Here is a 23,422-nt window from a genome sequence, read left to right on the forward strand (position 1 = left end):
CTCCAATATTGACTGTCAAACGCAGTCTAAAAATAGGCGCGTGGCCGCCGGCCAGGTATCTGCGATGCAGCAGCGGGTGGAACCGCCACCGGGGTAATGATGCCTGTCGGCCGGTCAGTTGCCGGATAACTGTTTTGCCGGCTATCCATTCAGTATAGATGTCCGGCAAAACAGACTCGTACAGAGTCAGGGGAGAGCGGTGGGAGAAAAGGGCCGGCAAAACCGGCCCCTGCGTTGGTGCCGAGCGGTTTCCCGCCCGGCCGGCGTATTACATCGTTTGAGTGAAGGTACGAGTAATCACGTCCTGCTGTTGCTCTTTGGTCAGCGAGTTGAAGCGCACGGCGTAACCGGAAACGCGGATGGTCAGCTGAGGATATTTCTCAGGGTTTTCCATCGCGTCCAGCAGCATTTCGCGGTTCATCACGTTGACGTTCAGGTGCTGGCCGCCTTCGATGGAGGCTTCATGGTGGAAGTAACCATCCATCAGGCCCGCCAGGTTGGCTTTACGCACGTCGTCGTCTTTACCCAGCGCGTTAGGCACGATGGAGAAGGTGTAGGAGATCCCGTCTTTCGCGTAGGCAAACGGCAGTTTGGCTACCGAGGTCAGGGAGGCTACTGCGCCTTTCTGGTCGCGGCCGTGCATCGGGTTGGCACCTGGGCCGAACGGTGCGCCTGCGCGGCGGCCATCCGGGGTGTTACCGGTTTTCTTACCGTACACCACGTTGGAGGTGATGGTCAGTACGGACTGGGTCGGTACCGCATTGCGGTAGGTGCGCAGTTTCTGAATTTTCTTCATGAAACGTTCCACCAGGTCGCAGGCGATGTCATCGACGCGGGCGTCGTTGTTACCGAACTGCGGATACTCGCCTTCCACTTTGAAGTCGATGGCCAGGCCGTCTTCGTCGCGAATGGTGGTGACTTTCGCGTACTTGATGGCAGACAGGGAGTCGGCCGCAACGGACAGGCCGGCGATGCCGCAAGCCATGGTGCGATAAACGTCACGGTCATGCAGCGCCATCAGCGCAGCTTCGTAGCTGTACTTGTCGTGCATGTAGTGAATGATGTTCAGCGCGGTCACGTACTGCTTGGCCAGCCAATCCATAAAGTGGTCCATGCGCGCCATGACTTTGTCATAGTCCAGCACTTCGTCCATCATCGGCGCTTCTTTAGGGCCGACCTGCATTTTCAGTTTTTCGTCAACGCCGCCGTTGATGGCGTACAGCATGGTTTTCGCCAGGTTGGCGCGGGCGCCGAAGAACTGCATTTGTTTGCCGACGATCATCGGGCTGACGCAGCAAGCGATGGCGTAGTCATCGTTGTTGAAGTCAGGGCGCATCAGGTCGTCGTTTTCGTACTGAACGGAAGAGGTGTCGATGGACACTTTCGCCGCGAATTTTTTGAAGTTCAGCGGCAGCTTCTCAGACCACAGGATGGTCATGTTCGGCTCCGGAGACGGCCCCATGGTGTACAGGGTGTTCAGGAAGCGGAAGCTGTTTTTGGTGACCAGGGTGCGGCCGTCAACGCCCATACCGGCCAGGGATTCTGTCGCCCAGATTGGGTCGCCGGAGAACAGCTCATCGTACTCAGGGGTACGCAGGAAGCGCACCATACGCAGTTTCATCACCAGGTGGTCGATCAGTTCCTGCGCTTGTTCTTCGGTCAGTTTGCCCGCCTTGATGTCGCGCTCGATGAACACGTCGAGGAAGGTGGACACGCGGCCGAAGGACATGGCGGCGCCGTTCTGGGATTTCACCGCGGCCAGGTAGCCGAAGTAGGTCCACTGCACCGCTTCTTGCGCGCTGGTGGCCGGGCCGGAGATGTCGTAGCCGTATTTGGCGGCCATCTCTTTGATCTGAGCCAGAGCGCGGTGCTGTTCAGCGATCTCTTCGCGCAGCTGGATGGTCATTTCCAGATCTTCGCCGTTTTCCAGTTTTTCCTGCAGCGATTTGAACTGGTTCAGCTTGTCGGCCATCAGGAAGTCGATACCGTACAGCGCCACGCGGCGGTAGTCGCCGATGATGCGGCCGCGGCCGTAGGCGTCCGGCAGGCCGGTCAGCACGCCGGATTTACGGCAGTTCAGGATGTCTTTGGTGTAAACGTCGAATACGCCCTGGTTGTGGGTTTTACGGTATTCGGTGAACACTTTTTTCAGCTGCGGATCCAGCTCGCGGCCGTACACTTTGCACGAACCTTCGACCATTTTGATGCCGCCGAACGGGATCAGCGCGCGTTTCAGAGGGGCGTCGGTCTGCAGACCCACGATGGTTTCCAGCTCTTTGGCGATGTAACCCGCGTCGTGAGAAACGATGGTTGAAGCAACGTTGGTGTCGAAATCAACCGGCGCGTGAGTGCGGTTTTCCAGTTTGATCCCTTCCATAACCTTGTCCCACAAGGTGGTGGTGGCCTGAGTTGCCCCAGCCAGGAAGGACTCGTCACCTTCATAAGGCGTGTAGTTTTTCTGGATGAAGTCACGAACGTTGACTTCATTCTGCCAGTCACCCTTGCTGAAACCTTCCCAAGCGTTGGCTAATTTCTCGTTAAGTTCGGTCATTGTACACCTACCTTTGATTGTGGATTTCTAACTCTGCGCGCGGTAACTCACAGCTTAGTGCTGTTCGCGGCCCCCGCGCAGATAAATTACCCAGTAAGTCAACCCAACCAGCAGACCGCCACCGATGATGTTGCCGATGGTGACCGGAATCAGGTTGTCGATGATGAAGTTGCTTACTGTCAGATGAGCGAATTGCTCAGGTACCGCCCCTACGGCTTGCCAGAATTCCGGCGTGGCGAAGTGTTTGACCACGATGCCCATAGGGATCATAAACATGTTGGCGATGCTGTGCTCGAAGCCGCTGGCGACAAACATCCCGACCGGCAGCACCATGGCGAGCATCTTGTCGGTCAGGGTGCGGCCGGAGTAGCTCATCCAGACCGCCAGGCAGACCATCAGGTTAGCCAGAATGCCGAGGCACACGGCTTCGATAAAGGTGTGATGCAGCTTGTGGTCTGCGGTTTGCAGGACATTCAGCCCCCACTGGCCGTTGGCGACCATATACTCGCCGGAGAACCAGATCAGCGCCACGAAGAACAGCGCGCCGACCAGATTGCCGAGATAAACGTTCAGCCAGTTGGCGCCCAGCTGGCCCCAGCTGATGCGGCCGCTGGCCTTGGCGATGACGATGAGCACGGTAGAGGTGAACAGGTCGGCGCCCGACACCACCACCAGCATTAACCCGAGAGAGAAGCAGATGCCGCCGACCAGTTTCGCCAGCCCGAAAGGCACGCCGGCGGTGCCGGTGGTCGCCGTGATGTAGAAGACGAAGGCGATGGAAATGAAGACACCGGCGGTGATCGCCAAATAAAACGTTTTCAGCGGATGTTTGGTGGCTTTATACACGCCGGCATCTTCAGCGATTTTCGCCGTTGCCGCAGGTAAAATCAGATCGAAGGGGCTGTCAGTTTTCAAACTAACTCTCGCTCTTAAGGGTTAAAACAACGCAATGAGATACTAGCAAAGCAGTATAGGGGAAAATTTGATTTGGATCATAAGGCGGGGAAGTAGAGCGGCAAAATGACGTGTTTTTTGTGTGGTTTTTGTGGTTAATCTATTGATTTTTAAGATAAAACAATTTTTTAATGTTTGCAAATTTTTTTGAATGTGCAGGGTGGGCCGCAGGCGCTAAAGTTAAATTTTTAGGCGTTTTGTCGCCGCGCAGCGCTGAAAGTTTAATTATCGGTTAATTATTATTTCACCGTCCGGCAACAATTGACGGTTTATTTATTTTTATGGTCGTTTAACCGCCTATTTTCCGACGAAAAAATAAAACCGCATGCGTTGAAATAAACCGCAAAAATGAAAACGCCGCAACGGCGTGCGGCGTTTGGCAGCAGGGGTACTCCCAAAGTGGCAGTGCCCCTGATGACGCTTAGGCCTTAGCCCAGTGGCGGCGTTTGGCCGCCTGCAGCTTCTCGTAGGCCGCCAGCAGCGCCTGATGGGCCGGCAGCGCCTTCAGATCGGCATCGACGGCGAACAGCCCGTTGAAGCGTTCTTCACCGCTGATGGCGGCGGAGGCGGCGTCGACCGCTTCCTGGCCATACATCTTCACGAACGCGGTATAGTACTGCGCCGCTTCGCGTTCAGGCTCCTGCGCCAGCAGCAGCAGCGTTTGCAGGCAGCGGTAGTAGTTGCTGCGCGCCGGGCTCAGCACCGAGGCGTTGAAGTCCTGCGTCCATTCGGTCCAGATCAGCGCCTGATCCAGATCGCCGCCCGCCAGCGCCAGCATCGCCTTCAGCTCGCCCACGCGCAGGGTATGCCAGGCGTTGTCTTTGCCGCTGGCAATGCCCAGCAGTTCGCGTACGCGGGTGAAATCGTCCAGCCCTTCGTCGTCCAACTGCTCGATCAGTGCCAGGTATTCTTCCGGCTCCCACTCGCTGCCCGGCAGCGCCAGCAGCGTGTCGCGCAGGTGCGCGCCCATGCTGTTGTTGGCCAGCAGCAGGTCTTCCGCCGGATAAATGTCGGACATGCCCGGCACGATGATTCGGCAAGCGTAGACGCCCAGGTGCTCGTAGTCGGCGATGTACACTTCCGCGTCTTCCTTGTCGAAGATGCTCATCAGGGTGGCGAACTCTTCCTGCGTGCTGCCGCTGAAGTTCCAGTCAACGAACGGGTAATCCGCGTCCTGTTTGAACAGATCCCAGGAGATCAGGCCGCTGGAGTCGATGAAGTGCGTTTCCAGGTTGGTGTGTTCCGCCACTTCTTCGTCATCGAAGGTCGGCGCGGTGAACACGTCGAGATCTTTCAGGCTGCGGCCCTGCAGCAGTTCGGTTACCGTGCGCTCCAGCGCCACGCCGAAGTCCGGGTGCGCGCCGAACGAGGCGAAGCAGGTGCCGTTGGTCGGGTTGAACAGCACCACGCAGATCACCGGGTAGTTGCCGCCCAGCGAGGCGTCATAGGAGAGGATCGGGAAACCTTCCTCTTCCAGTTTGGCGATGGCTTCCACCACGCCCGGGTAGCGGTTCAGCACTTCGTCCGGGATCGCCGGCAGGCTGATGGATTCGGCGATGATGCGGTTTTTCACATAGCGCTCGAACACTTCCGACAGGCCCTGCACGCGCGCTTCGTTGGCGGTGTTGCCGGCGGACATGCCGTTGGAAACATACAGGTTGCCGATGATGTTCATCGGGATGTACACGGTTTGCTGGTCGGACTGACGGGTAAACGGTAGCGCGCACACGCCGCGATCGGCGTTGCCGGATTGCAGATCGACCAGATCGCTGGCGCTCAGCTCTTGCTGCGGATCGTAGAAGGCGTGCAGGCGTTCGTCGAGGATGCCGGCCGGCAGCGCGTCGTCTTCAGGGATCGGGAACCATTTCTCATTCGGGTAGTGCACGAAGTCGCCTTCGGCGATCTGCCGGCCCAGATAGAAATCGGCGAAGAAGTAGTTGGTGGACAGGCGCTCGAAATATTCACCCAGCGCGGAGGCCAGCGCGGCTTTTTTGCTGGCGCCTTTGCCGTTGGTGAAGCACAGCGGGCAATCGCGATCGCGAATGTGCACCGACCACACGTGCGGCACCGGGTTCAGCCAGGAGGCTTCTTCGATGTTGAAACCGAGATCGCTCAGTTTCTGCTGGAAACGGGCGATGGAGTCTTCCAGGGCGGCGTCTTTACCGGGGATAAAAGTTTGCGTCATTGTCTTCACTTTTTGCGCGTACTAAAAACGCGCAATGATACGGGGTTTTACGCTGGAGCTCCACGTATTCCTAAAGCGGCGGCAAAGTCACAGTTTTTTTAAGGATAGGGGCCATAATTCAGCGAGTTATCTGTCACGGAGAAATCTAATGAAATCAGTGAAACTCAGCGCGTTAACCCTCTTGTTGACCGGCTTCAGCGCCTCGGCGCTGGCGCTGCCCAACATCACCCTGCTGGCGACCGGCGGCACTATCGCCGGCGGCGGTGAGTCGGCGACGAAATCCAACTATACCGCGGGCAAGCTGGGCGTCGAGGCGCTGGTCGATGCGGTGCCGGAGCTGAAGAACGTCGCCAACGTGCAGGGGGAGCAGGTGGTGAACATCGGTTCGCAGGACATGAACGATCAGGTCTGGCTGACGCTGGCGAAGAAAATTGACGCCGACTGCGGCAAGACCGACGGCTTCGTCATCACCCACGGCACCGATACGCTGGAGGAGACGGCCTATTTCCTCGATTTGACGGTGAAATGCGACAAGCCGGTGGTGCTGGTAGGGGCGATGCGGCCGGCGACGGCGATGAGCGCCGACGGCCCGTTCAATCTGTACAACGCGGTGGTGACGGCGGCGGATCCGCAATCGGCCAACCGCGGGGTGCTGGTGGCGATGAACGACACCGTGCTGGACGCGCGCGACGTCACCAAGATCAACACCACCGCCGTGCAGACCTTCCAGTCGCCGAACTACGGCCCGCTGGGGTATATCCACAACGGCAAGATCGATTACCAGCGCTCGCCGCAGCGTAAGCATACCCGCGATACGCCGTTCGACGTCAGCAAGCTGAACGAATTGCCGAAGGTCGGCATCATCTACAACTACGCCAATGCTTCCGATGCGCCGGCCAAGGCGCTGATCGCTGAAGGGTACCAGGGTATCGTCAGCGCCGGGGTCGGCAACGGCAACCTGTATAAAACCGTGTTCGACACCCTGGCGACGGCGGCGCACAATGGTGTGGCGGTGGTGCGCTCATCGCGCGTGCCGACCGGCGCCACCACCGAAGATGCGGAAGTGGACGACGCCAAGTACGGCTTTGTGGCCGCCGGCACGCTGAATCCGCAAAAAGCGCGCATACTGCTGCAGCTGGCGCTGACGCAAACCAAAGACGCGAAGCAGATCCAGCAGATGTTCAATCAGTACTGATCGTTTTCTCTCCTGCGGGGGCCGGCCGGGCTCTCGCAGCCATCTTGGCTGAATACAGCATAAAACACCGCGTTAACCCGCTGAATTTCCCCATGTCACAGGGTTTTATCGTCCAAACAATCGCGACGGCCGCAGAGCCTGTCATCACCCGGTGCAGCCGTTTGCCGCCGACGGGCGAATAAGCGTTGCAGCTATGGGGCGTGAGTGATAAAACCGATGGGTTGGTTAACGCGAGCGTTAACTTCGGGCGTCTTTTCGACAGGTCGCTTTTCTGCGGCGAACAGTGAATGTGGTGAGGGGAAATGACTCAGGTTTATAATTTTAGCTCTGGCCCGGCGATGCTGCCGGTGGAAGTGTTGCGTCGTGCGGAACAGGAACTGTGCAACTGGCACGGGTTGGGCACGTCAGTGATGGAGATCAGTCATCGCAGCAAAGAATTCATCGCCGTTGCCGAGCAGGCGGAACAGGATCTGCGCGATCTGCTGAAAGTCCCCTCCAACTATAAAGTGCTGTTTTGCCACGGCGGCGCCCGCGCGCAGTTCGCGGCGCTGCCGCTGAACCTGCTGGGCGACAAGGCCACCGCCGACTATATCGACGGCGGCTATTGGGCGCACAGCGCCATCAAGGAAGCGGAAAAGTATTGCGCCCCGAACGTCATCGACGTGAAAACCCGCATCGACGGCCTGAGCGGCATCAAGCCGATGAAAGAGTGGCAGCTCAGCGACGACGCGGCTTACGTGCACTATTGCCCGAATGAGACCATCGACGGCGTGGCCATCGATGAAACGCCGGACTTCGGCGACAAGGTGGTGATCGGCGATTACTCCTCGACCATCCTGTCCCGCCCGCTCGACGTCAGCCGCTTCGGCGTGATTTACGCCGGCGCGCAGAAAAACATCGGCCCGGCTGGCCTGACGCTGGTGATCGTGCGCGACGATCTTTTGGGCAAGGCGCGCAAAGAAGTGCCGTCGATCCTCGATTACACCGTGCTGGCCGAGAACGACTCGATGTTCAACACCCCGCCGACCTTCGCCTGGTACCTGTCCGGGCTGGTGTTCAAATGGCTGAAAGAGCAGGGCGGCCTGGTGGAGATGCAAAAACGCAATCAGGCCAAGGCCGAGCTGCTGTACGCGACCATCGATAAATCCAACTTCTACCGCAGCCAGGTGGCGATCGCCAACCGTTCGTGGATGAACGTGCCGTTCCAACTGGCCGATGCGGCGCTGGACAAGGTGTTCCTCAGCGAAGCCGAGGCCATCGGCCTGCAGGCGCTGAAAGGCCACCGGGTAGTTGGCGGCATGCGCGCTTCTATTTACAATGCCATGCCGCTGGCCGGCGTGCAGGCGCTGACCGATTTCATGGCCGACTTCGAACGTCGTCACGGTTGATTCCGTCAGCCCGCCAGGCGCGGGCTGCCTCAGGCTGTTGTCCTTTTGCATTAAAGCGGCTCCGGCATTATTCCGGAGCCGTTTCGTTTATCAGAATTGGAGAGTTTTGTTCACATGGTGGATTCCCTGACGTTACAACCGGTCGCCCTGGTCAATGGCACCGTCAACTTACCCGGCTCGAAGAGCGTTTCTAACCGCGCTCTGCTGCTGGCGGCGCTGGCGAAAGGCACGACCCGGCTGACCAACCTGCTGGACAGCGACGACGTGCGTCATATGCTGAACGCGCTGCAGGCGTTGGGCGTGAACTACCAGCTTTCCGCCGATCGCACCCTGTGCGAAGTGACCGGCGTAGCCGGGCCGCTGGTGGCCGATCGGCCTCTGGAACTGTTCCTCGGCAATGCCGGGACGGCGATGCGCCCATTGGCGGCGGCGCTGTGCCTCGGCGAAGGCGACGTGGTGCTGACCGGCGAACCGCGCATGAAAGAGCGCCCGATCGGCCATCTGGTGGACGCGCTGCGCCAGGGCGGGGCGCAGATTGATTACCTCGAGCAGACCGATTACCCGCCGATCCGCCTGCGTGGCGGCTTCCAGGGCGGCGACGTCACCGTTGACGGCAGCGTCTCCAGCCAGTTCCTGACCGCGTTGCTGATGACTGCGCCGCTGGCGCCGCAGGATACGCAGATCCACATCAAGGGCGAGCTGGTTTCCAAGCCGTACATCGACATCACGCTGCATCTGATGCGCACTTTCGGCGTATCGGTGAGCCACGACAACTATCGGGTGTTCCATATCCAGGGGCGCCAGACGTATATCGCGCCGGGCGATTACCTGGTTGAGGGCGACGCGTCTTCCGCTTCTTACTTCCTGGCGGCGGCGGCTATCAAGGGCGGCACCGTGCGCGTGACCGGCATCGGCCGCAAAAGCGTGCAGGGCGACACCAGGTTTGCCGACGTGCTGGAGAAAATGGGCGCGCGTATTACCTGGGGCGACGATTTCATCGAGTGCAGCCGCGGTGAACTGCGCGGCATCGACATGGACATGAACCACATTCCGGACGCGGCGATGACCATCGCCACCGCGGCGCTGTTCGCCGAGGGGCCGACCACCATCCGCAATATCTACAACTGGCGGGTGAAGGAGACCGACCGTTTGGCGGCGATGGCCACCGAGCTGCGTAAAGTGGGGGCGGAAGTGGACGAAGGGGAAGACTACATTCACGTCGTGCCGCCGGCCAAACTGCAGTTTGCCGAGATTGGCACCTACAACGATCACCGCATGGCGATGTGTTTCTCGCTGGTGGCGCTGTCGGATACTCCGGTCACCATTCTCGATCCGAAATGCACCGCGAAAACCTTCCCGGACTATTTCGAACAGCTGGCGCGCATCAGCCAGCCGGCGTAACCCGTCAAATCGTTTATTTTAAGGCCCCTTTGTGGGCCTTTATCATTTTTAACCTCTGGCGACCGGCATTTCTTCTATACTTTTTCGCGGTTGTGCGCTTATTTTCAACAACCGGACAGTTCCAGGGTAACAGATCGCCGTAGGGCAGCGTATAATACGCCACCGTATTTGCCCCTGATTGGGCAGGTGACAGAGCGCACGGGCTTCGAGTCGAAGCACGCCGTGTCTCTGTGAGGTTTTCTACCTGAAGGAGAGAGAAATGACGGCTACAGCCCCGGTGATAACCGTTGATGGACCAAGTGGCGCAGGCAAAGGCACGCTGTGTAAAGCGTTGGCCGAGTCTCTGGGTTGGCGTTTGCTGGACTCCGGCGCGATCTATCGCGTGCTGGCGCTGGCAGCGTTGCATCATCAGGTGGATATCACTTCTGAGGAAGCGCTGGTTCCGCTGGCCGCACATCTCGATGTTCGCTTCGTTGCCCAGGACGGCAAGCTGCAGGTGATTTTGGAAGGTGAGGACGTCAGCAATGAGATCCGCACCGAAACCGTCGGCAACACCGCGTCGCAAGCGGCGGCGTTTCCGCGCGTGCGCGAGGCGCTGCTGCGCCGCCAGCGCGCATTCCGCGAGGCGCCCGGCCTGATTGCCGATGGCCGCGACATGGGCACGGTGGTGTTTCCGGACGCGCCGGTCAAGATTTTCCTCGACGCCAGCTCGGAGGAGCGCGCGCACCGCCGCATGCTGCAGTTGCAGGAGAAGGGCTTTAATGTTAACTTTGAACGTCTTTTAGCCGAGATAAAGGAACGGGACGACCGTGACCGTAATCGGCCTATCGCGCCTCTGGTGCCCGCTTCTGACGCCCTCGTGCTGGACTCTACCAGCATGTCGATCGAAGAAGTGATCCGGCAGGCGTTGACGTATGCACAGAAAGTGTTGGCGTTGCCGCAGCAATAAGCGCGGCGGCGCTATTGGCTTTTTGTCATATTTGTCATAGCGGTATCGCAATATATCGGGTAAAATTTTACCCCTGTAACCTTAAACCCTGTCGGCATGGAGCCAATGGCGGGGTATGTGAAACAACCCCATTCGGCGGGACGCTAAATGGACGTTAAACTAAAGAACCCTGAAGATTAACAACATGACTGAATCTTTCGCTCAACTCTTTGAAGAATCCTTAAAAGAAATCGAAACCCGCCCGGGTTCCATCGTTCGTGGCGTCGTTGTTGCTATCGACAAAGATATCGTACTGGTTGACGCCGGTCTGAAATCTGAGTCTGCCATCCCGGCTGAGCAATTCAAAAACGCCCAGGGCGAGCTGGAAATCCAGGTTGGTGACGAAGTTGACGTTGCTCTGGATGCTGTTGAAGACGGCTTCGGTGAAACCCTGCTGTCCCGTGAGAAAGCTAAGCGTCACGAAGCTTGGATCACGCTGGAAAAAGCTTACGAAGAAGCTGAGACTGTAACCGGTGTTATCAACGGCAAAGTGAAGGGTGGCTTCACCGTCGAGCTGAACGGCATCCGCGCGTTCCTGCCAGGTTCCCTGGTTGACGTGCGTCCGGTACGTGACACTCTGCACCTGGAAGGCAAAGAGCTTGAGTTCAAAGTCATCAAGCTGGATCAGAAGCGCAACAACGTTGTCGTTTCTCGCCGTGCGGTTATCGAATCCGAGAACAGCGCTGAGCGCGATCAACTGCTGGAAAACCTGCAGGAAGGCATGGAAGTTAAAGGTATCGTTAAGAACCTCACTGACTACGGTGCATTCGTTGATCTGGGCGGCGTAGACGGCCTGCTGCACATCACTGACATGGCTTGGAAACGCGTTAAGCACCCAAGCGAAATCGTCAACGTTGGCGATGAAATCACTGTTAAAGTGCTGAAGTTCGACCGCGAGCGTACTCGTGTATCCCTGGGTCTGAAACAGCTGGGCGAAGATCCATGGGTTGCTATCGCGAAACGTTACCCAGAAGGCACCAAGCTGACTGGTCGTGTAACCAACCTGACTGATTACGGCTGCTTCGTAGAAATCGAAGAAGGCGTTGAAGGTCTGGTACACGTTTCTGAAATGGATTGGACCAACAAAAACATCCATCCGTCCAAAGTTGTTAACGTGGGCGACGTAGTGGAAGTGATGGTTCTGGACATCGATGAAGAACGTCGTCGTATCTCCCTGGGCCTGAAGCAGTGCAAATCCAACCCATGGCAGCAGTTCGCAGAAACCCACAACAAGGGCGACCGCGTTGAAGGTAAAATCAAGTCTATCACTGACTTCGGTATCTTCATCGGCCTGGACGGCGGCATCGACGGCCTGGTTCACCTGTCTGACATCTCCTGGAACGTTGCAGGCGAAGAAGCAGTTCGTGAATACAAGAAAGGCGACGAAATCGCAGCGGTTGTTCTGCAAGTTGACGCAGAGCGCGAGCGTATCTCCCTGGGCGTGAAGCAACTGGCTGAAGACCCGTTCAATAACTACCTGTCTATGAACAAGAAAGGTGCTATTGTTACTGGTAAAGTCACTGCAGTTGACGCCAAAGGTGCTACAGTTGAATTGGCAGGCGGCGTAGAAGGTTACCTGCGTGCATCTGAAGCCTCTCGCGACCGCATTGAAGATGCAACTCTGGTTCTGAACGTAGGTGACGAAGTTGAAGCCAAATTCACCGGCGTTGACCGTAAGAACCGCGTTGTAAGCCTGTCCGTACGTGCTAAGGACGAAGCTGACGAGAAAGACGCCATCGCAACTGTTAACAACAAACAGGAAGAAGGCAACTTCTCTAACGCAATGGCTGAAGCTTTCAAAGCGGCTAAAGGCGAGTAATGACGGGGGGCGGTCTCTGACCGCCCCGATACGGTAGTTTAGCTGCAAAGCTTGGAGGTACTATGACCAAGTCTGAACTTATTGAAAGACTTGCTGGCCAGCAATCTCATATTCCGGCGAAGGCCGTTGAGGATGCAGTGAAAGAGATGCTTGAGCACATGGCCGCAACGCTGGCCGAGGGCGAACGCATTGAGATCCGCGGATTCGGCAGTTTTTCTCTTCACTACCGTGCCCCGCGTGTAGGCCGCAACCCGAAAACCGGCGACAAAGTCGAGCTGGACGGCAAGTACGTTCCTCACTTCAAACCAGGCAAAGAGTTGCGTGACCGCGCCAATATCTATGGCTAGTCGCTGACTGACTGCCCATAGCGTTGTTGCTTGTAAAGAATATAAAACGGTGCCTTTAAGGCGCCGTTTTTTTTCGCCTGCAATTCCCCTAGCTCTGCTTGTGAATTGCGTACCGCGCCGCATTTGCGGTGTGGCTGCTGCATAAGCCTCTCTTATCCTGCCGTGCTCGCCGCATCCTCACTAAAGCCCGCTGGCGGCGACATGTCGCTTGAATAATCCTGCTTGCTCTTCGTGACGCGTTTTTGCTCATGGTGAAGCTGATGGGAGAAGAGCGATCAAAATTTCGCTGGATCTGGCGATATTCGCCGTTATCTGCGGCATCTTGCCGCTGCTGCTTTTACCGCAGTTGCCAGAGCAATGGTTGCTGTGGCCGATGCTGCTGGTCGCCGGTTTACTGCTGCGCACCCGTTGGCCGTTCTGCCGTTATTTGGCCTGCCTGGGATTGGGATTCATATGGGCGGTTTTCAACGCCGGAAGCCTGCTCGGGCAAATGGATCGCTTAAGCCGCGTGCCGGAAGTGACGGCGGTGGTGCAGATAAGCAGCGTCGCACTGGAGCCTGCCGTCAGTAAGCAGACCCTGATGCACATCGAGCGGGTCGACGGCCATTGGCTGGCGCCTGCGCTGGCGTTTACCACGACATGGGCTCCGAAAGAGCAACGGCTGTGTGCCGGGCAGCGTTGGCAATTGAAACTGCGCATGCGGCCGGTGCATGGCAAGCTCAATGAAGGAGGCTTCGACAGCCAACGTTGGGCGATCGCACAGCGCCAGCCGTTGACCGCTCAGGTCAGGCAGGCGCGCTTGCTGGAGGGGAATTGCGGCCTGCGCCAGCGCATTATCAGCCATGCTGAAGCCAACATTGGTGAATTGCGTTACAAGGCGGTGTTGCTGGCGTTGGCGTTTGGGGAAAGAACCGCGCTCGAACAGGCTTTGCGCACGCTGATGTTGAAAACCGGTATCGCTCATCTGATGGCCATATCGGGGTTACATGTTGCGATGGTCGCCATTTTGTTCTGGGCAGTGCTGCGCGCGCTGCAGTTTTTCCTCCCCGCCCATCTGATTGGTTATCGCTTTCCGTTGATCGCGGGCTGGGTGGCGACGCTGATCTATGTTTGGTTGGTGGGCGCCCAGCCGCCGGCGGTGCGTACCGCGTTGGCGATGACGCTGTGGATGCTGCTGCGTTTGCGCGGCGTGCATTGCTCTTCATGGCAAGTGTGGCTGTGGTGCATCGGGCTTATTTTGCTGTGCGATCCGTTGGCGGTCTTGTCAGACAGTTTCTGGTTGTCGGTACTGGCGGTCGGGTGCCTGATTTTTTGGTTCGAGTGGGCACCGCTCGGCGAGCGATTTCGTTCGGCGTGGTATTGGGCTCCGGTGCGCTGGCTGCATATTCAGCTAGGCATGACGTTGCTGCTGGTGCCGATGCAGGCCGCGCTGTTTCTGGGCCTGACGTTGACCTCGCTGCCGGCCAATCTCTGGGCGGTGCCCATCGTCTCATTGGTGACGGTGCCGTTGATTTTGCTGGCGTTGATTTGCGGCATCTTCCCCTCGCTAAGTTACGGGCTTTGGTGGTTGGCGGATTTCACGTTGGGATGGGTGTTTGTGCCGTTAAATTATCTGCAGCGCGGTTGGGTGGATTTGGGGGCCGCCTCGTTGCTTGCCAGCGCGTCGGGATGGCTTCTCGTTATCTGTTGGCGCTTTCATTGGTGGTGGCGCTATGCGCCTGGACTGGCAGCGATAGCCATATGCTGCGTGTTATGGCGAGGTAAAGCACCGGATTACCATTGGCGCGTCGACATGCTCGATGTCGGGCACGGCCTGGCGGTGGTGATCGAGCAAAACGGCAAGGGGATACTGTACGACACCGGCGATCGTTGGGCGACAGGCAGTGCCGCAGAACGGCATATATTGCCGATGCTGAACTGGCGGGGCATTGAGCTGGAGCAGATCATTATCAGCCATATTCATCTCGATCATATCGGCGGGCTCCCGACGATGCGGCGAGCGTTCCCGCAAGCTACCGTGCGCAGCCCGATACGCGGGGAAGGGCATTTACCCTGCATCGCCGGCGAGCGTTGGCGCTGGCAGTCGTTGCAATTCGAGGTGCTGTGGCCGCCGAAAATGCTCAAAAGGCCGGTTAATGACGACTCTTGTGTGATCCGTATCGACGACGGGAAATACAGTCTGCTGCTCACCGGCGATGCGGAAAAGAGGGCGGAGGCGCAGCTGCTCCGATTGCGGCGCGACCGCTTAACGGCCACGGTATTGCAGGTGGGGCACCATGGCAGCAAAACTTCCTCAACACCGCCTTTTTTGCGCGCGGTTAATCCCGAAGCTGCGCTGGCGTCCGCATCTCGTTACGGTAAATGGCGTTTGCCGGCGCGTAAAGTGGTCGCCCGATATCGGGCAAATGGCATTACATGGCACGATACGACGCGCTCCGGCCAGTTGTCGGTGCTTTTTTTCGACAACGATTGGCAAATTAAAGGCTTTCGCGAACAATTAATGCCCCGTTGGTACCATCAGCGGTTTGGCGTAGAGGGCGATAATGAGTAAAATAGGCCGCTATTTCTTCCGATGCTGGTATTTGCATGATGAATGATAAAGATCTCTCGACCTGGCAGACGTTCCGTCGACTCTGGCCGATGATCACTCCTTTTAAGACCGGGCTGATTGTGGCCGCCATTGCGTTGATTATGAACGCAGCGGGGGACACGCTGATGCTGTCTCTGCTTAAACCGTTATTGGACGATGGGTTTGGAAAAACCGACAGCAGCGTGCTGGTGTGGATGCCGCTGGCGGTGATTGCGCTGATGCTGATGCGCGGCGTGACCAGCTTTGTTTCAAGCTACTGCATTTCCTGGGTTTCCGGCATGGTGGTGATGCAGATGCGCCGCCGCCTGTTTGGCCACATGATGAGAATGCCAGTGGCCTTCTTCGATCAGCAATCCACCGGGACGTTGCTGTCGCGCATTACCTATGATTCCGAGCAGGTGGCGTCTTCTTCTTCCAGCGCGCTGGTGACCGTGGTGCGCGAAGGGGCCTCGATCATTGGCCTGTTCATCATGATGTTCTACTACAGCTGGCAGCTGTCGGTGATCCTGATCGTGCTGGCGCCGATCGTTTCCATCGCCATTCGCCTGGTGTCCAAGCGTTTTCGCAACATCAGCAAGAACATGCAGAACACCATGGGGCAGGTGACCACCAGCGCCGAACAGATGCTGAAAGGCCATAAAGAAGTGCTGATCTTCGGTGGCCAGCAGGTGGAAACCGAGCGCTTTAACTCGGTGAGCAACCGCATGCGTCAACAGGGCATGAAACTGGTCTCTGCGTCTTCCATTTCCGATCCGATCATTCAGCTGATCGCTTCGCTGGCCCTGGCGTTCGTGCTGTTTGCCGCCAGCTTCCCGAGCGTGATGGAAACCCTGACCGCCGGCACCATTACCGTGGTGTTCTCGTCAATGATCGCGCTGATGCGTCCGCTGAAGTCGCTGACCAACGTCAATGCCCAGTTCCAGCGTGGGATGGCGGCCTGCCAGACGCTGTTCTCCATTTTGGATATGGAACAGGAAAAAGACACCGGTACCCGCGAAGTGAAGCGTGCGAAAGGCGACATCGAATTCCGCAACGTCACCTTCTACTATCCGGCTAAAGAAACGCCGGCGCTGCGTGATATCAACCTGAAAATCGCCGAAGGCAAGACAGTGGCGTTGGTGGGCCGCTCGGGTTCGGGTAAATCCACCATCGCCAACCTGCTGACGCGCTTCTACGATATTCAGGAAGGCGAAATCCTGATGGATGGCCACGATCTGCGTGAATATACCCTGGCCTCACTGCGTAATCAGGTGGCGCTGGTCTCGCAAAACGTGCACCTGTTCAACGATACCATCGCCAATAACATCGCCTATGCGCGCGAGAGCGAATACAGCCGCGAGCAGATTGAGAAAGCGGCCGAAATGGCGTACGCGATGGACTTCATCAACAAGATGGAAAACGGCCTGGATACGGTGATCGGTGAAAACGGCGTGATGCTGTCCGGCGGCCAACGTCAGCGCATCGCCATCGCGCGTGCTTTGCTGCGCGATTGCCCGATCCTGATCCTGGATGAGGCGACTTCTGCGCTGGATACCGAATCCGAGCGTGCCATTCAGGCCGCACTGGACGAGCTGCAGAAAGACCGTACTTCGCTGGTGATCGCGCACCGTCTGTCGACGATTGAGAAGGCGGACGAGATCCTGGTGGTGGAGGACGGTCGCATCGTCGAACGCGGCGAGCACGCCGAGTTGCTTGAACGGCAGGGCGCCTATGCGCAACTGCACCGCATGCAGTTTGGTCAATAATGATTGAGCGCATTTGGTCCGGCGGTTCGCTGCTTTATCTGGCGCTGTTGCCGCTCTCCTGGCTGTATGGCCTGTTCAGCTGGCTGATCCGCCTCAGCTACCGCTGTGGCCTGCGCAAAAGCTGGCGTTCGCCGGTGCCGGTGGTGGTGGTGGGCAACCTCACCGCCGGTGGCAACGGCAAAACGCCGATGGTGATCTGGCTGGTGGAACACCTGCAGCAGCGGGGCTATCGCGTTGGTGTGGTGTCACGCGGTTACGGCGGTAAGTCGGCGGTCTATCCCCTGGTGCTCAATCAGAATACCTCGACCCGCGAGGCGGGCGATGAGCCGGTGCTGATTTATCAGCGGACCGGTGCGCCCGTGGCGATCGCGCCCAAGCGAGCAGAGGCGGTGCAGGCCTTGCTGCAACAACAGCCGCTGGATGCGATCGTCACCGACGATGGCTTGCAGCACTATGCTTTACAGCGTGACTTCGAGCTGGTGGTCATCGACGGCGTGCGTCGCTTCGGCAACGGCTGGTGGTTGCCGGCCGGGCCGATGCGCGAGCGTGCTGCGCGGCTTGGCAGCGTCAATGCGCGCGTCGCCAATGGCGGCGTGGCGCAGGCCGGGGAAATTGCCATGCGCCTGCAGGCGCGTGATGCGGTGAACCTGCTGAGCGGTGAACGTCGCCCGGCGGCCGAGCTGCCGTGCGTGGTAGCGATGGCGGGCATCGGCCATCCGCCGCGTTTCTTCGCGACGTTGGAAAAATTGAACGTCGAGGTTGTGCAGGAAGTGGCGTTTGCCGATCATCAGGAATATCAGCAGGCGCAGCTGGCGGCGCTGGTTGCTGCCGATCAAACGCTGTTGATGACGGAGAAGGACGCGGTGAAATGTCGCGCCTTTGCCCAGCCCAATTGGTGGTATTTGCCGGTTGATGCGGTGCTACCGTCCGCTCAGGCTGAGCAACTGCTGCAGGATATCGAATCTCTGCTGACCAAGTAACCTCAGGATGTCAGCGTGGCAAGCCCCAGGGCTTGCGCGCAGGCTTCCAGCGAACGCTGCTGGGTTTGCTGATACAGCGCCAGCTCGTCGATCACCTCACTGCCCAACGCTTGTTCAAACGCTGCCCGGCTGGAAGCGGCGTTGTACTGCGCGTGGCGGCTGTCCCCCAGATTCGACTGGAAAATCCCCGCGGCGCTGACCGGCAGAAAATCTTCATACACCAGCGGCTGGAAGCGAACGTGTTCTTTCTCGATCAGTTGCTCCAGAGTGCTGTGCTTATCCAGCGACTCTTTGGCCGCCAGGCCGCATTCGGTCGGGAAATAGCGGAACCAGGCCAGCTGTTGCTCGCGCAGCGTGGCGTAATCATCCGGAAACGCCCGGAAGTTTTCCTCCAGCAGTTGATAGTAGCGCTCGGCATTCTTCTCGCTCGGCGGCCCCTGCAGCGCATCGTTGGTGGCCTGCAGCAGACGGTCGTAGAGTTCTCGTCCTTTCGTCGTCAGCGCCACACCGCGCTGTTCGATCTCGCCGAAGCGCGCGGTATGGTGGCCGGCGACGGCACGGCCGTCATGCTCAACGAAATCGACGCGTTCTTCCAACGCCTTGAAGCTGGTTTGGCGCAGCAGGATCGCGCGACGGCGGCGCGGCGGGCCCTCGATGACCGCCTTGGGCGTAATGCCGCGGCCGGGCATCGCCTGCTGAACGCGATCGATATCCAGCGTGCGCGGTGTCAGATGGTTGATATGCGGCCCTTTAAACGCCACCACGTCGGCGATCAGGCGATGCTGATCGTGCAGCTGCCGGTATTCTTCGGCGCTGACCGTCGCCTGGTTGTGCCAGCGGAAGGTTTCCAGCGCTTGTTCGACAAATTCTTGCGCCTGCACTTCATTCAGCCCGCCTTGTGCTTCCTGCAGCGCGATCAGCTCCAGCGCGCGATCGGTAAAGATGCGGCGGCGCGCCAGCAAGCGCTCGGCCAGCGCACGCAGCGCGGGATCTTCTATCAGTTCCAGGCGCAGCAGGGAGGTGAACACGCGGAAAGGACTGATCTGCAGCGCGTCTTCGTGTACGGCGCGAAAAGCGGTGGAGTGCACCGGAACGCCCGCCACCGACAGGTCATAGTAACCGACCGGTGCCATGCCCATCACCCGGAACAGGCGGCGCAGGGTGGCCAGCTCGTCCGCGGTGCCGACCCGGATGGCGCCGTGGCGCTCCATCGCCAGGCGTTCTATCTCGCCGGTAATTTGCAGTTGATGAGCCAGTGCGGCATCTTCGCGCAGAACCTGTCGGTTGGTTTCCGCCACCAGCTCCAGCAGATCGCCGTACAGCGGCACCTCCTTTTGATACATGTCCGACATCGCGTGAGAGAATCTGGCGCGGATTTCATTAGGTGAAACGAACTGCTGGGCGGTCATGCGCATAGCTCCTTGATTCAGCATAATCTGAAAAATCGTGTTTTTAGCGGCAAAAGTGCTGGCGAAAAAGCCGTCTGCCTTGTTTTCCCCTCAAGTTTAGCTATCTGGTTTGGGATTTGTTATAGACGTGGCAAGCATATTAGAGTTTTATGCGTCAGCTCTCATTTGCAGCGCACAGACGGGCAAAAGATGCCCTGGCGAGCGGAGAGACGCGGTGGTCCGGCCGCGGCGACCATTAAATTAAGTCATGCATATTCAGGGAGATAAAAATAAATTCGGCTTATTTATGAATTTAAGACAATAAACCTCTTGTGCATTCACCAGTTTTATGAGTAAATGCAAGTCGGCCTGTAATCCAGACCTATTTATGTTCGAGTTTAGAGTTAAGCAGTTCCTCCAAAAACGTTATCATCCGATTCCGCTTCAAAGACGAACCTTCTAAGTACCTCCCATAAGTAATGTTTCTGAAACGGCCCCAATTGCCTCTTATGGCAGGTTTTGTAAATATATTTAAAGGTAAATGTAATGTCTAAGAAGACTGGTCAGGTTAAGTGGTTCAACGAAAGCAAAGGTTTTGGTTTCATTGAGCAGAACGACGGCGGCAAAGATGTATTCGTACACTTCTCCGCAATCATGACCGACGGTTTCAAGACCCTGGCTGAAGGCCAGCGCGTCGAGTACACCATTCAGGACAGCCCGCGCGGGCCGGCTGCCGCCAACGTAGTTGCTCTGTAAGAATACAGGGAACGCGTATAAGAGATCTTAATACAACCATGGTGATGCGTCAGCGCTGAGTCATGCGGAAGATATTAAGTTCAACAAGCCCGCCTTAGTGCGGGTTTTTTATTTTTTGCTCACGAGAGGTTTGTTACGAAAAACTTTAGGATGGGCTGGTAGCGTCCAGACAATATAAAAAATGACGTTGTCAAGGATGCTCAAGTAAAAGGATATAAGTTATGTTTAAAAATACTGTGTTAAAAATGGGCCGCGTGAAATGGTTTAATCAGGCCGAAGGCTATGGTTTTATTTCACCGGTAGATGGCAGCGACGAAATCTATGTCAATCGCAACGCTATCGCCAACACCAAAAATAAGTCGTTGAACGAAGGTCAGAACGTCGAGTTCTCGATCTATCGCAGCTCACATGGGCTGTCCGCGGCAGACGTTATCGCGTTCTGATCGCATCCACCTTCCTCGCCAGTGCCGGTGTCGCCACCCGCATGCACTGGCGAAGATAAATCCCTCGATATCCACTATTATCAGGCCATTGCCTACTTGCCACGGATATCAGGATGACCACCCCGATAATTTCCCTTACCGCCGCTCGCGCGCTGCACCTTGCCGCCCAGGGGCTGCTTTCTCCGCTTAAACGCCAGGCTCGGCCCGACGACGTCGTGAACGCGATCCAGCGCATGGGGCTGTTACAAATCGATACCATTAGCGTCGTCGCCCGCAGCCCGTATCTGGTGCTGTTCAGCCGTTTGGGGGCCTATCAACCGGAATGGCTGGAGCAGGCGCTCGCCGGCCGCAAGCTGTTCGAGTATTGGGCGCACGAAGCCTGTTTCCTGCCGATCGAGGATTTTGGTCTGCTGCGGCATCGCATGCTGGCGCCGCATGATATGGGCTGGAAATATTCCGCCGACTGGGTGCAGCAGCACCAGGCGGCGATGGACAACCTGCTGCGGCACATCGAACAACAGGGGCCGGTGCGCTCCGCCGATTTCAGCGCCGAGAAGAAAGGCAACAGCGGATGGTGGGACTGGAAACCGGAGAAACGGCATCTGGAGATCCTGTTTACCGCCGGCAAGCTGATGGTGGCCGAGCGTCGCAACTTCCACCGGGTTTACGATCTGACCGAAAGGCTGCTGCCGGCCTGGGACGATGCGCGTCATGCGCTGCCTGCGGAGCGGGCGCGCCGGCAAATGTTGCATCGCACCTGCCGCTATCTGGGCATTTTCCGCGCCGAATGGTTGGCGGATTACTATCGGCTGAAACGCGTGGCGCCAAAAACTTTGCTGGCAGAGCTGCAGGATCAGGGGGAGATTTCGCCGGTGCGGGTAGAGGGGCTGGAAGGGCAGTTCTATGTGCATGGCTCACTGACGGAACTGCTGCCGCTGGCGGAACAGGGCAAGCTGAAATCGACGGTCACCAGCCTGCTGTCGCCGTTTGATCCGGTGGTTTGGGATCGCCGCCGGGCGCTCGAGCTGTTCAACTTTGACTATCGGCTGGAGTGCTATACGCCGAAAGAAAAACGCCGCTATGGCTACTTCACCTTGCCGGTGCTGCATCGGGGTGAACTGGTGGGGCGCATTGACGCCAAGGCGCACCGCCGCCAGGGGGTGTTCGAGATCATCAGCTTTCATGCGGAGCCGCGGGTGCGCTTCGGCAAACGGCGGGCCCAGGATATTCGGCAGGCCATCGCGCGTATGGCCAAATGGCACGGCGCGCAACGCGTCGCGCTGGGCGACATTCCGGCGGCGTTGGCCGCTGAATGGGGTACCGGCTGGGAAGTGGGATAACGAGCGACGCCGTCGGTGGGGTAAAACGAAGTTCAGCGCCGCTCGTTACAAAGGGGCTCAGTGGCTGAAGTTAGCGAACAGAGCGATGATTTTATGCAGACGTTTGATCACGTATCACGGCCTTTTTGTGATTTGTATCACAAAATTCTACGCCGGGATGCGCCGCAGTTCAAGCTGTTGCGCCGGCGCGCTGAGGAAATATCGCTGGGTTGGCGCCGCCGGTGATTAACCTGAGGCCGGGCGTTATGCTATCCTCACTGCCTTTCCCAGATGACCAATCCCCTAGCGGAGGATGCATGGACCACCGTTTACTCGAAATCGTTGCCTGCCCGGTATGCAACGGCAAACTCTATTTCAATAAAGAAAACCAGGAACTGGTGTGCAAAGCGGACGGGTTGGCTTACCCGCTGCGCGACGGCATTCCGGTGCTGTTGGAAAATGAAGCGCGTGCGCTGTCGCTGGATGAGAAGCACGCATGAGTTTTATCGCTATTATTCCCGCCCGCTACGCCTCAACCCGTTTGCCGGGCAAACCGCTGGCCGATATTCACGGCAAGCCGATGGTGGTGCACGTGATGGAGCGCGCCCGCGAGTCCGGCGCCAGCCGCGTCATCGTGGCGACCGATCACCCTGAAGTCGCCAAAGCGGTGGAAGCCGCCGGCGGCGAAGTGTGCATGACCAGCCCGGATCACCATTCCGGCACCGAGCGTCTGGCGGAAGTGATCGCGCACTACGGCTTTGCCGACGATCAGATCATCGTTAACGTGCAGGGCGACGAACCGCTGATCCCGCCGGTGATCGTGCGTCAGGTGGCTGAGAACCTGGCGGGCAGCCAGGCCGGTATGGCGACGCTGGCGGTGCCGATCGAGAGCGCCGAAGAGGCTTTCAACCCCAACGCGGTGAAGGTCGTGATGGACGCGCAGGGCTACGCGCTCTATTTCTCCCGCGCCACCATTCCGTGGGATCGCGAGCGTTTCGCCGCGTCGAAAGAGAGCATCGGCGACAGCCTGCTGCGTCATATCGGCATCTACGCCTATCGCGCCGGCTTCGTGCGCCGCTACGTCAGCTGGGCGCCGAGCCAACTGGAGCAGATCGAGCTGTTGGAACAGCTGCGGGTGCTGTGGTACGGTGAAAAAATCCACGTGGCGGTCGCGAAAGCGATCCCGAGCGTGGGGGTCGATACGCCGGAAGATCTCCAGCGCGTGCGCGACAGCATTCAACCCTGAGCCTGAGTTCGTCGGCGCGGCGCGCAACGCGCCGACGATGCAATACCCTCCATTATTGATCCCCGTTTTGTTGATCTGCGTTGAAGAATTTTTCCGCTCACCGTTCGATGATGTTACGCATCCCCCT

Annotated in this window: 18 protein-coding genes; 14 read left to right on the forward strand and 4 right to left on the reverse strand. The window is 58.1% G+C overall.

Translation table 11 applies throughout. The features are described from left to right. Positions 1–268: 268 nt before the first annotated feature. The 3 genes from pflB to ycaO all read right to left on the reverse strand — a co-directional run bounded on the left by pflB (position 269) and on the right by ycaO (position 5,690). A complete protein-coding gene (gene pflB, locus ACJ8IM_RS07970; protein ID WP_004928286.1) occupies positions 269–2,551 on the reverse strand; it encodes a formate C-acetyltransferase in 2,283 nt (760 codons plus the stop codon). Between the two features lie 54 nt (positions 2,552–2,605). Then, the gene (focA, locus tag ACJ8IM_RS07975; RefSeq protein ID WP_019454548.1) at positions 2,606–3,466 is read right to left on the reverse strand and encodes a formate transporter FocA; all 861 of its coding nucleotides are present in this window, start codon (positions 3,464–3,466) and stop codon (positions 2,606–2,608) included. Between the two features lie 460 nt (positions 3,467–3,926). Beyond that, positions 3,927–5,690, reverse strand: coding sequence for a 30S ribosomal protein S12 methylthiotransferase accessory factor YcaO (gene ycaO, locus ACJ8IM_RS07980; protein ID WP_033637851.1), 1,764 nt, complete (start codon positions 5,688–5,690; stop codon positions 3,927–3,929). A 148-nt stretch (positions 5,691–5,838) separates the two neighbouring features. On the opposite strand from ycaO, the gene ansB reads away from it, so the two are divergent. The 9 genes from ansB (at position 5,839) to lpxK (ending at position 18,143) form a co-directional block, all read left to right on the forward strand. After that, entirely contained in the window at positions 5,839–6,885 is a 1,047-nt protein-coding gene (gene ansB, locus ACJ8IM_RS07985; RefSeq protein ID WP_033654250.1) for an L-asparaginase 2, read from the forward strand. 302 nt (positions 6,886–7,187) lie between these two features. Beyond that, complete coding sequence (gene serC / locus ACJ8IM_RS07990) at positions 7,188–8,273, forward strand: 3-phosphoserine/phosphohydroxythreonine transaminase (protein WP_033654248.1); 1,086 nt, start codon at positions 7,188–7,190, stop codon at positions 8,271–8,273. A gap of 114 nt (positions 8,274–8,387) precedes the next feature. After that, on the forward strand, positions 8,388–9,674 hold the full coding sequence (gene aroA / locus ACJ8IM_RS07995; protein ID WP_033654246.1) for a 3-phosphoshikimate 1-carboxyvinyltransferase: 1,287 nt from the start codon (positions 8,388–8,390) through the stop codon (positions 9,672–9,674). Between the two features lie 259 nt (positions 9,675–9,933). Beyond that, the gene (gene cmk, locus ACJ8IM_RS08000; RefSeq protein ID WP_004928270.1) at positions 9,934–10,623 is read left to right on the forward strand and encodes a (d)CMP kinase; all 690 of its coding nucleotides are present in this window, start codon (positions 9,934–9,936) and stop codon (positions 10,621–10,623) included. Between the two features lie 184 nt (positions 10,624–10,807). Then, a complete protein-coding gene (rpsA, locus tag ACJ8IM_RS08005) occupies positions 10,808–12,481 on the forward strand; it encodes a 30S ribosomal protein S1 (RefSeq protein WP_004928267.1) in 1,674 nt (557 codons plus the stop codon). Positions 12,482–12,543: 62 nt separating this feature from the next. Then, positions 12,544–12,828: an integration host factor subunit beta gene (gene ihfB, locus ACJ8IM_RS08010; RefSeq protein ID WP_004928264.1), complete on the forward strand. Its 285-nt coding sequence runs from the start codon at positions 12,544–12,546 to the stop codon at positions 12,826–12,828. A 280-nt stretch (positions 12,829–13,108) separates the two neighbouring features. Then, entirely contained in the window at positions 13,109–15,379 is a 2,271-nt protein-coding gene (locus ACJ8IM_RS08015) for a ComEC family protein (protein WP_080289909.1), read from the forward strand. A gap of 35 nt (positions 15,380–15,414) precedes the next feature. Further along, positions 15,415–17,163, forward strand: coding sequence for a lipid A ABC transporter ATP-binding protein/permease MsbA (gene msbA / locus ACJ8IM_RS08020; protein WP_021504329.1), 1,749 nt, complete (start codon positions 15,415–15,417; stop codon positions 17,161–17,163). After that, positions 17,163–18,143, forward strand: coding sequence for a tetraacyldisaccharide 4'-kinase (lpxK, locus tag ACJ8IM_RS08025; RefSeq protein WP_033654244.1), 981 nt, complete (start codon positions 17,163–17,165; stop codon positions 18,141–18,143). The genes msbA and lpxK overlap by 1 nt, the downstream gene beginning before the upstream one ends. Positions 18,144–18,145: 2 nt before the next feature. Here the strand turns inward: lpxK and hglS are convergent, their stop codons facing one another. After that, positions 18,146–19,552: a 2-oxoadipate dioxygenase/decarboxylase HglS gene (gene hglS / locus ACJ8IM_RS08030; RefSeq protein WP_033637856.1), complete on the reverse strand. Its 1,407-nt coding sequence runs from the start codon at positions 19,550–19,552 to the stop codon at positions 18,146–18,148. A 525-nt stretch (positions 19,553–20,077) separates the two neighbouring features. Between hglS and cspE the strand changes: the two genes are divergently transcribed. From cspE to kdsB, 5 genes are all read left to right on the forward strand, one after another. After that, the gene (gene cspE / locus ACJ8IM_RS08035) at positions 20,078–20,287 is read left to right on the forward strand and encodes a transcription antiterminator/RNA stability regulator CspE (protein WP_019454537.1); all 210 of its coding nucleotides are present in this window, start codon (positions 20,078–20,080) and stop codon (positions 20,285–20,287) included. Between the two features lie 221 nt (positions 20,288–20,508). After that, a complete protein-coding gene (locus tag ACJ8IM_RS08040; protein ID WP_004928241.1) occupies positions 20,509–20,730 on the forward strand; it encodes a cold-shock protein in 222 nt (73 codons plus the stop codon). A gap of 113 nt (positions 20,731–20,843) precedes the next feature. After that, positions 20,844–22,070: a winged helix-turn-helix domain-containing protein gene (locus ACJ8IM_RS08045; protein WP_033654242.1), complete on the forward strand. Its 1,227-nt coding sequence runs from the start codon at positions 20,844–20,846 to the stop codon at positions 22,068–22,070. Between the two features lie 296 nt (positions 22,071–22,366). Beyond that, entirely contained in the window at positions 22,367–22,549 is a 183-nt protein-coding gene (locus tag ACJ8IM_RS08050; RefSeq protein ID WP_004928237.1) for a Trm112 family protein, read from the forward strand. Further along, positions 22,546–23,295: a 3-deoxy-manno-octulosonate cytidylyltransferase gene (gene kdsB, locus ACJ8IM_RS08055; RefSeq protein ID WP_004928235.1), complete on the forward strand. Its 750-nt coding sequence runs from the start codon at positions 22,546–22,548 to the stop codon at positions 23,293–23,295. Before ACJ8IM_RS08050 ends, kdsB begins: the two co-directional genes overlap by 4 nt. Positions 23,296–23,422 lie beyond the last annotated feature (127 nt).

It is taken from the genome of Serratia sp. CY33525 (genome assembly GCF_052169115.1).
GTDB lineage: Bacteria > Pseudomonadota > Gammaproteobacteria > Enterobacterales > Enterobacteriaceae > Serratia > Serratia sarumanii.

Excerpts from the sequence above, each read along its gene's own strand:
- pflB (WP_004928286.1), bottom strand. The coding sequence starts at position 2,551 with ATGACCGAACTTAACGAGAAATTAGCCAACGCTTGGGAAGGTTTCAGC.
- ycaO (WP_033637851.1), bottom strand. The coding sequence starts at position 5,690 with ATGACGCAAACTTTTATCCCCGGTAAAGACGCCGCCCTGGAAGACTCC.
- ansB (WP_033654250.1), top strand. The coding sequence starts at position 5,839 with ATGAAATCAGTGAAACTCAGCGCGTTAACCCTCTTGTTGACCGGCTTC.
- serC (WP_033654248.1), top strand. The coding sequence starts at position 7,188 with ATGACTCAGGTTTATAATTTTAGCTCTGGCCCGGCGATGCTGCCGGTG.
- aroA (WP_033654246.1), top strand. The coding sequence starts at position 8,388 with ATGGTGGATTCCCTGACGTTACAACCGGTCGCCCTGGTCAATGGCACC.
- cmk (WP_004928270.1), top strand. The coding sequence starts at position 9,934 with ATGACGGCTACAGCCCCGGTGATAACCGTTGATGGACCAAGTGGCGCA.
- rpsA (WP_004928267.1), top strand. The coding sequence starts at position 10,808 with ATGACTGAATCTTTCGCTCAACTCTTTGAAGAATCCTTAAAAGAAATC.
- ihfB (WP_004928264.1), top strand. The coding sequence starts at position 12,544 with ATGACCAAGTCTGAACTTATTGAAAGACTTGCTGGCCAGCAATCTCAT.
- msbA (WP_021504329.1), top strand. The coding sequence starts at position 15,415 with ATGATGAATGATAAAGATCTCTCGACCTGGCAGACGTTCCGTCGACTC.
- lpxK (WP_033654244.1), top strand. The coding sequence starts at position 17,163 with ATGATTGAGCGCATTTGGTCCGGCGGTTCGCTGCTTTATCTGGCGCTG.
- hglS (WP_033637856.1), bottom strand. The coding sequence starts at position 19,552 with ATGACCGCCCAGCAGTTCGTTTCACCTAATGAAATCCGCGCCAGATTC.
- cspE (WP_019454537.1), top strand. The coding sequence starts at position 20,078 with ATGTCTAAGAAGACTGGTCAGGTTAAGTGGTTCAACGAAAGCAAAGGT.
- ACJ8IM_RS08040 (WP_004928241.1), top strand. The coding sequence starts at position 20,509 with ATGTTTAAAAATACTGTGTTAAAAATGGGCCGCGTGAAATGGTTTAAT.
- ACJ8IM_RS08045 (WP_033654242.1), top strand. The coding sequence starts at position 20,844 with ATGACCACCCCGATAATTTCCCTTACCGCCGCTCGCGCGCTGCACCTT.
- ACJ8IM_RS08050 (WP_004928237.1), top strand. The coding sequence starts at position 22,367 with ATGGACCACCGTTTACTCGAAATCGTTGCCTGCCCGGTATGCAACGGC.
- kdsB (WP_004928235.1), top strand. The coding sequence starts at position 22,546 with ATGAGTTTTATCGCTATTATTCCCGCCCGCTACGCCTCAACCCGTTTG.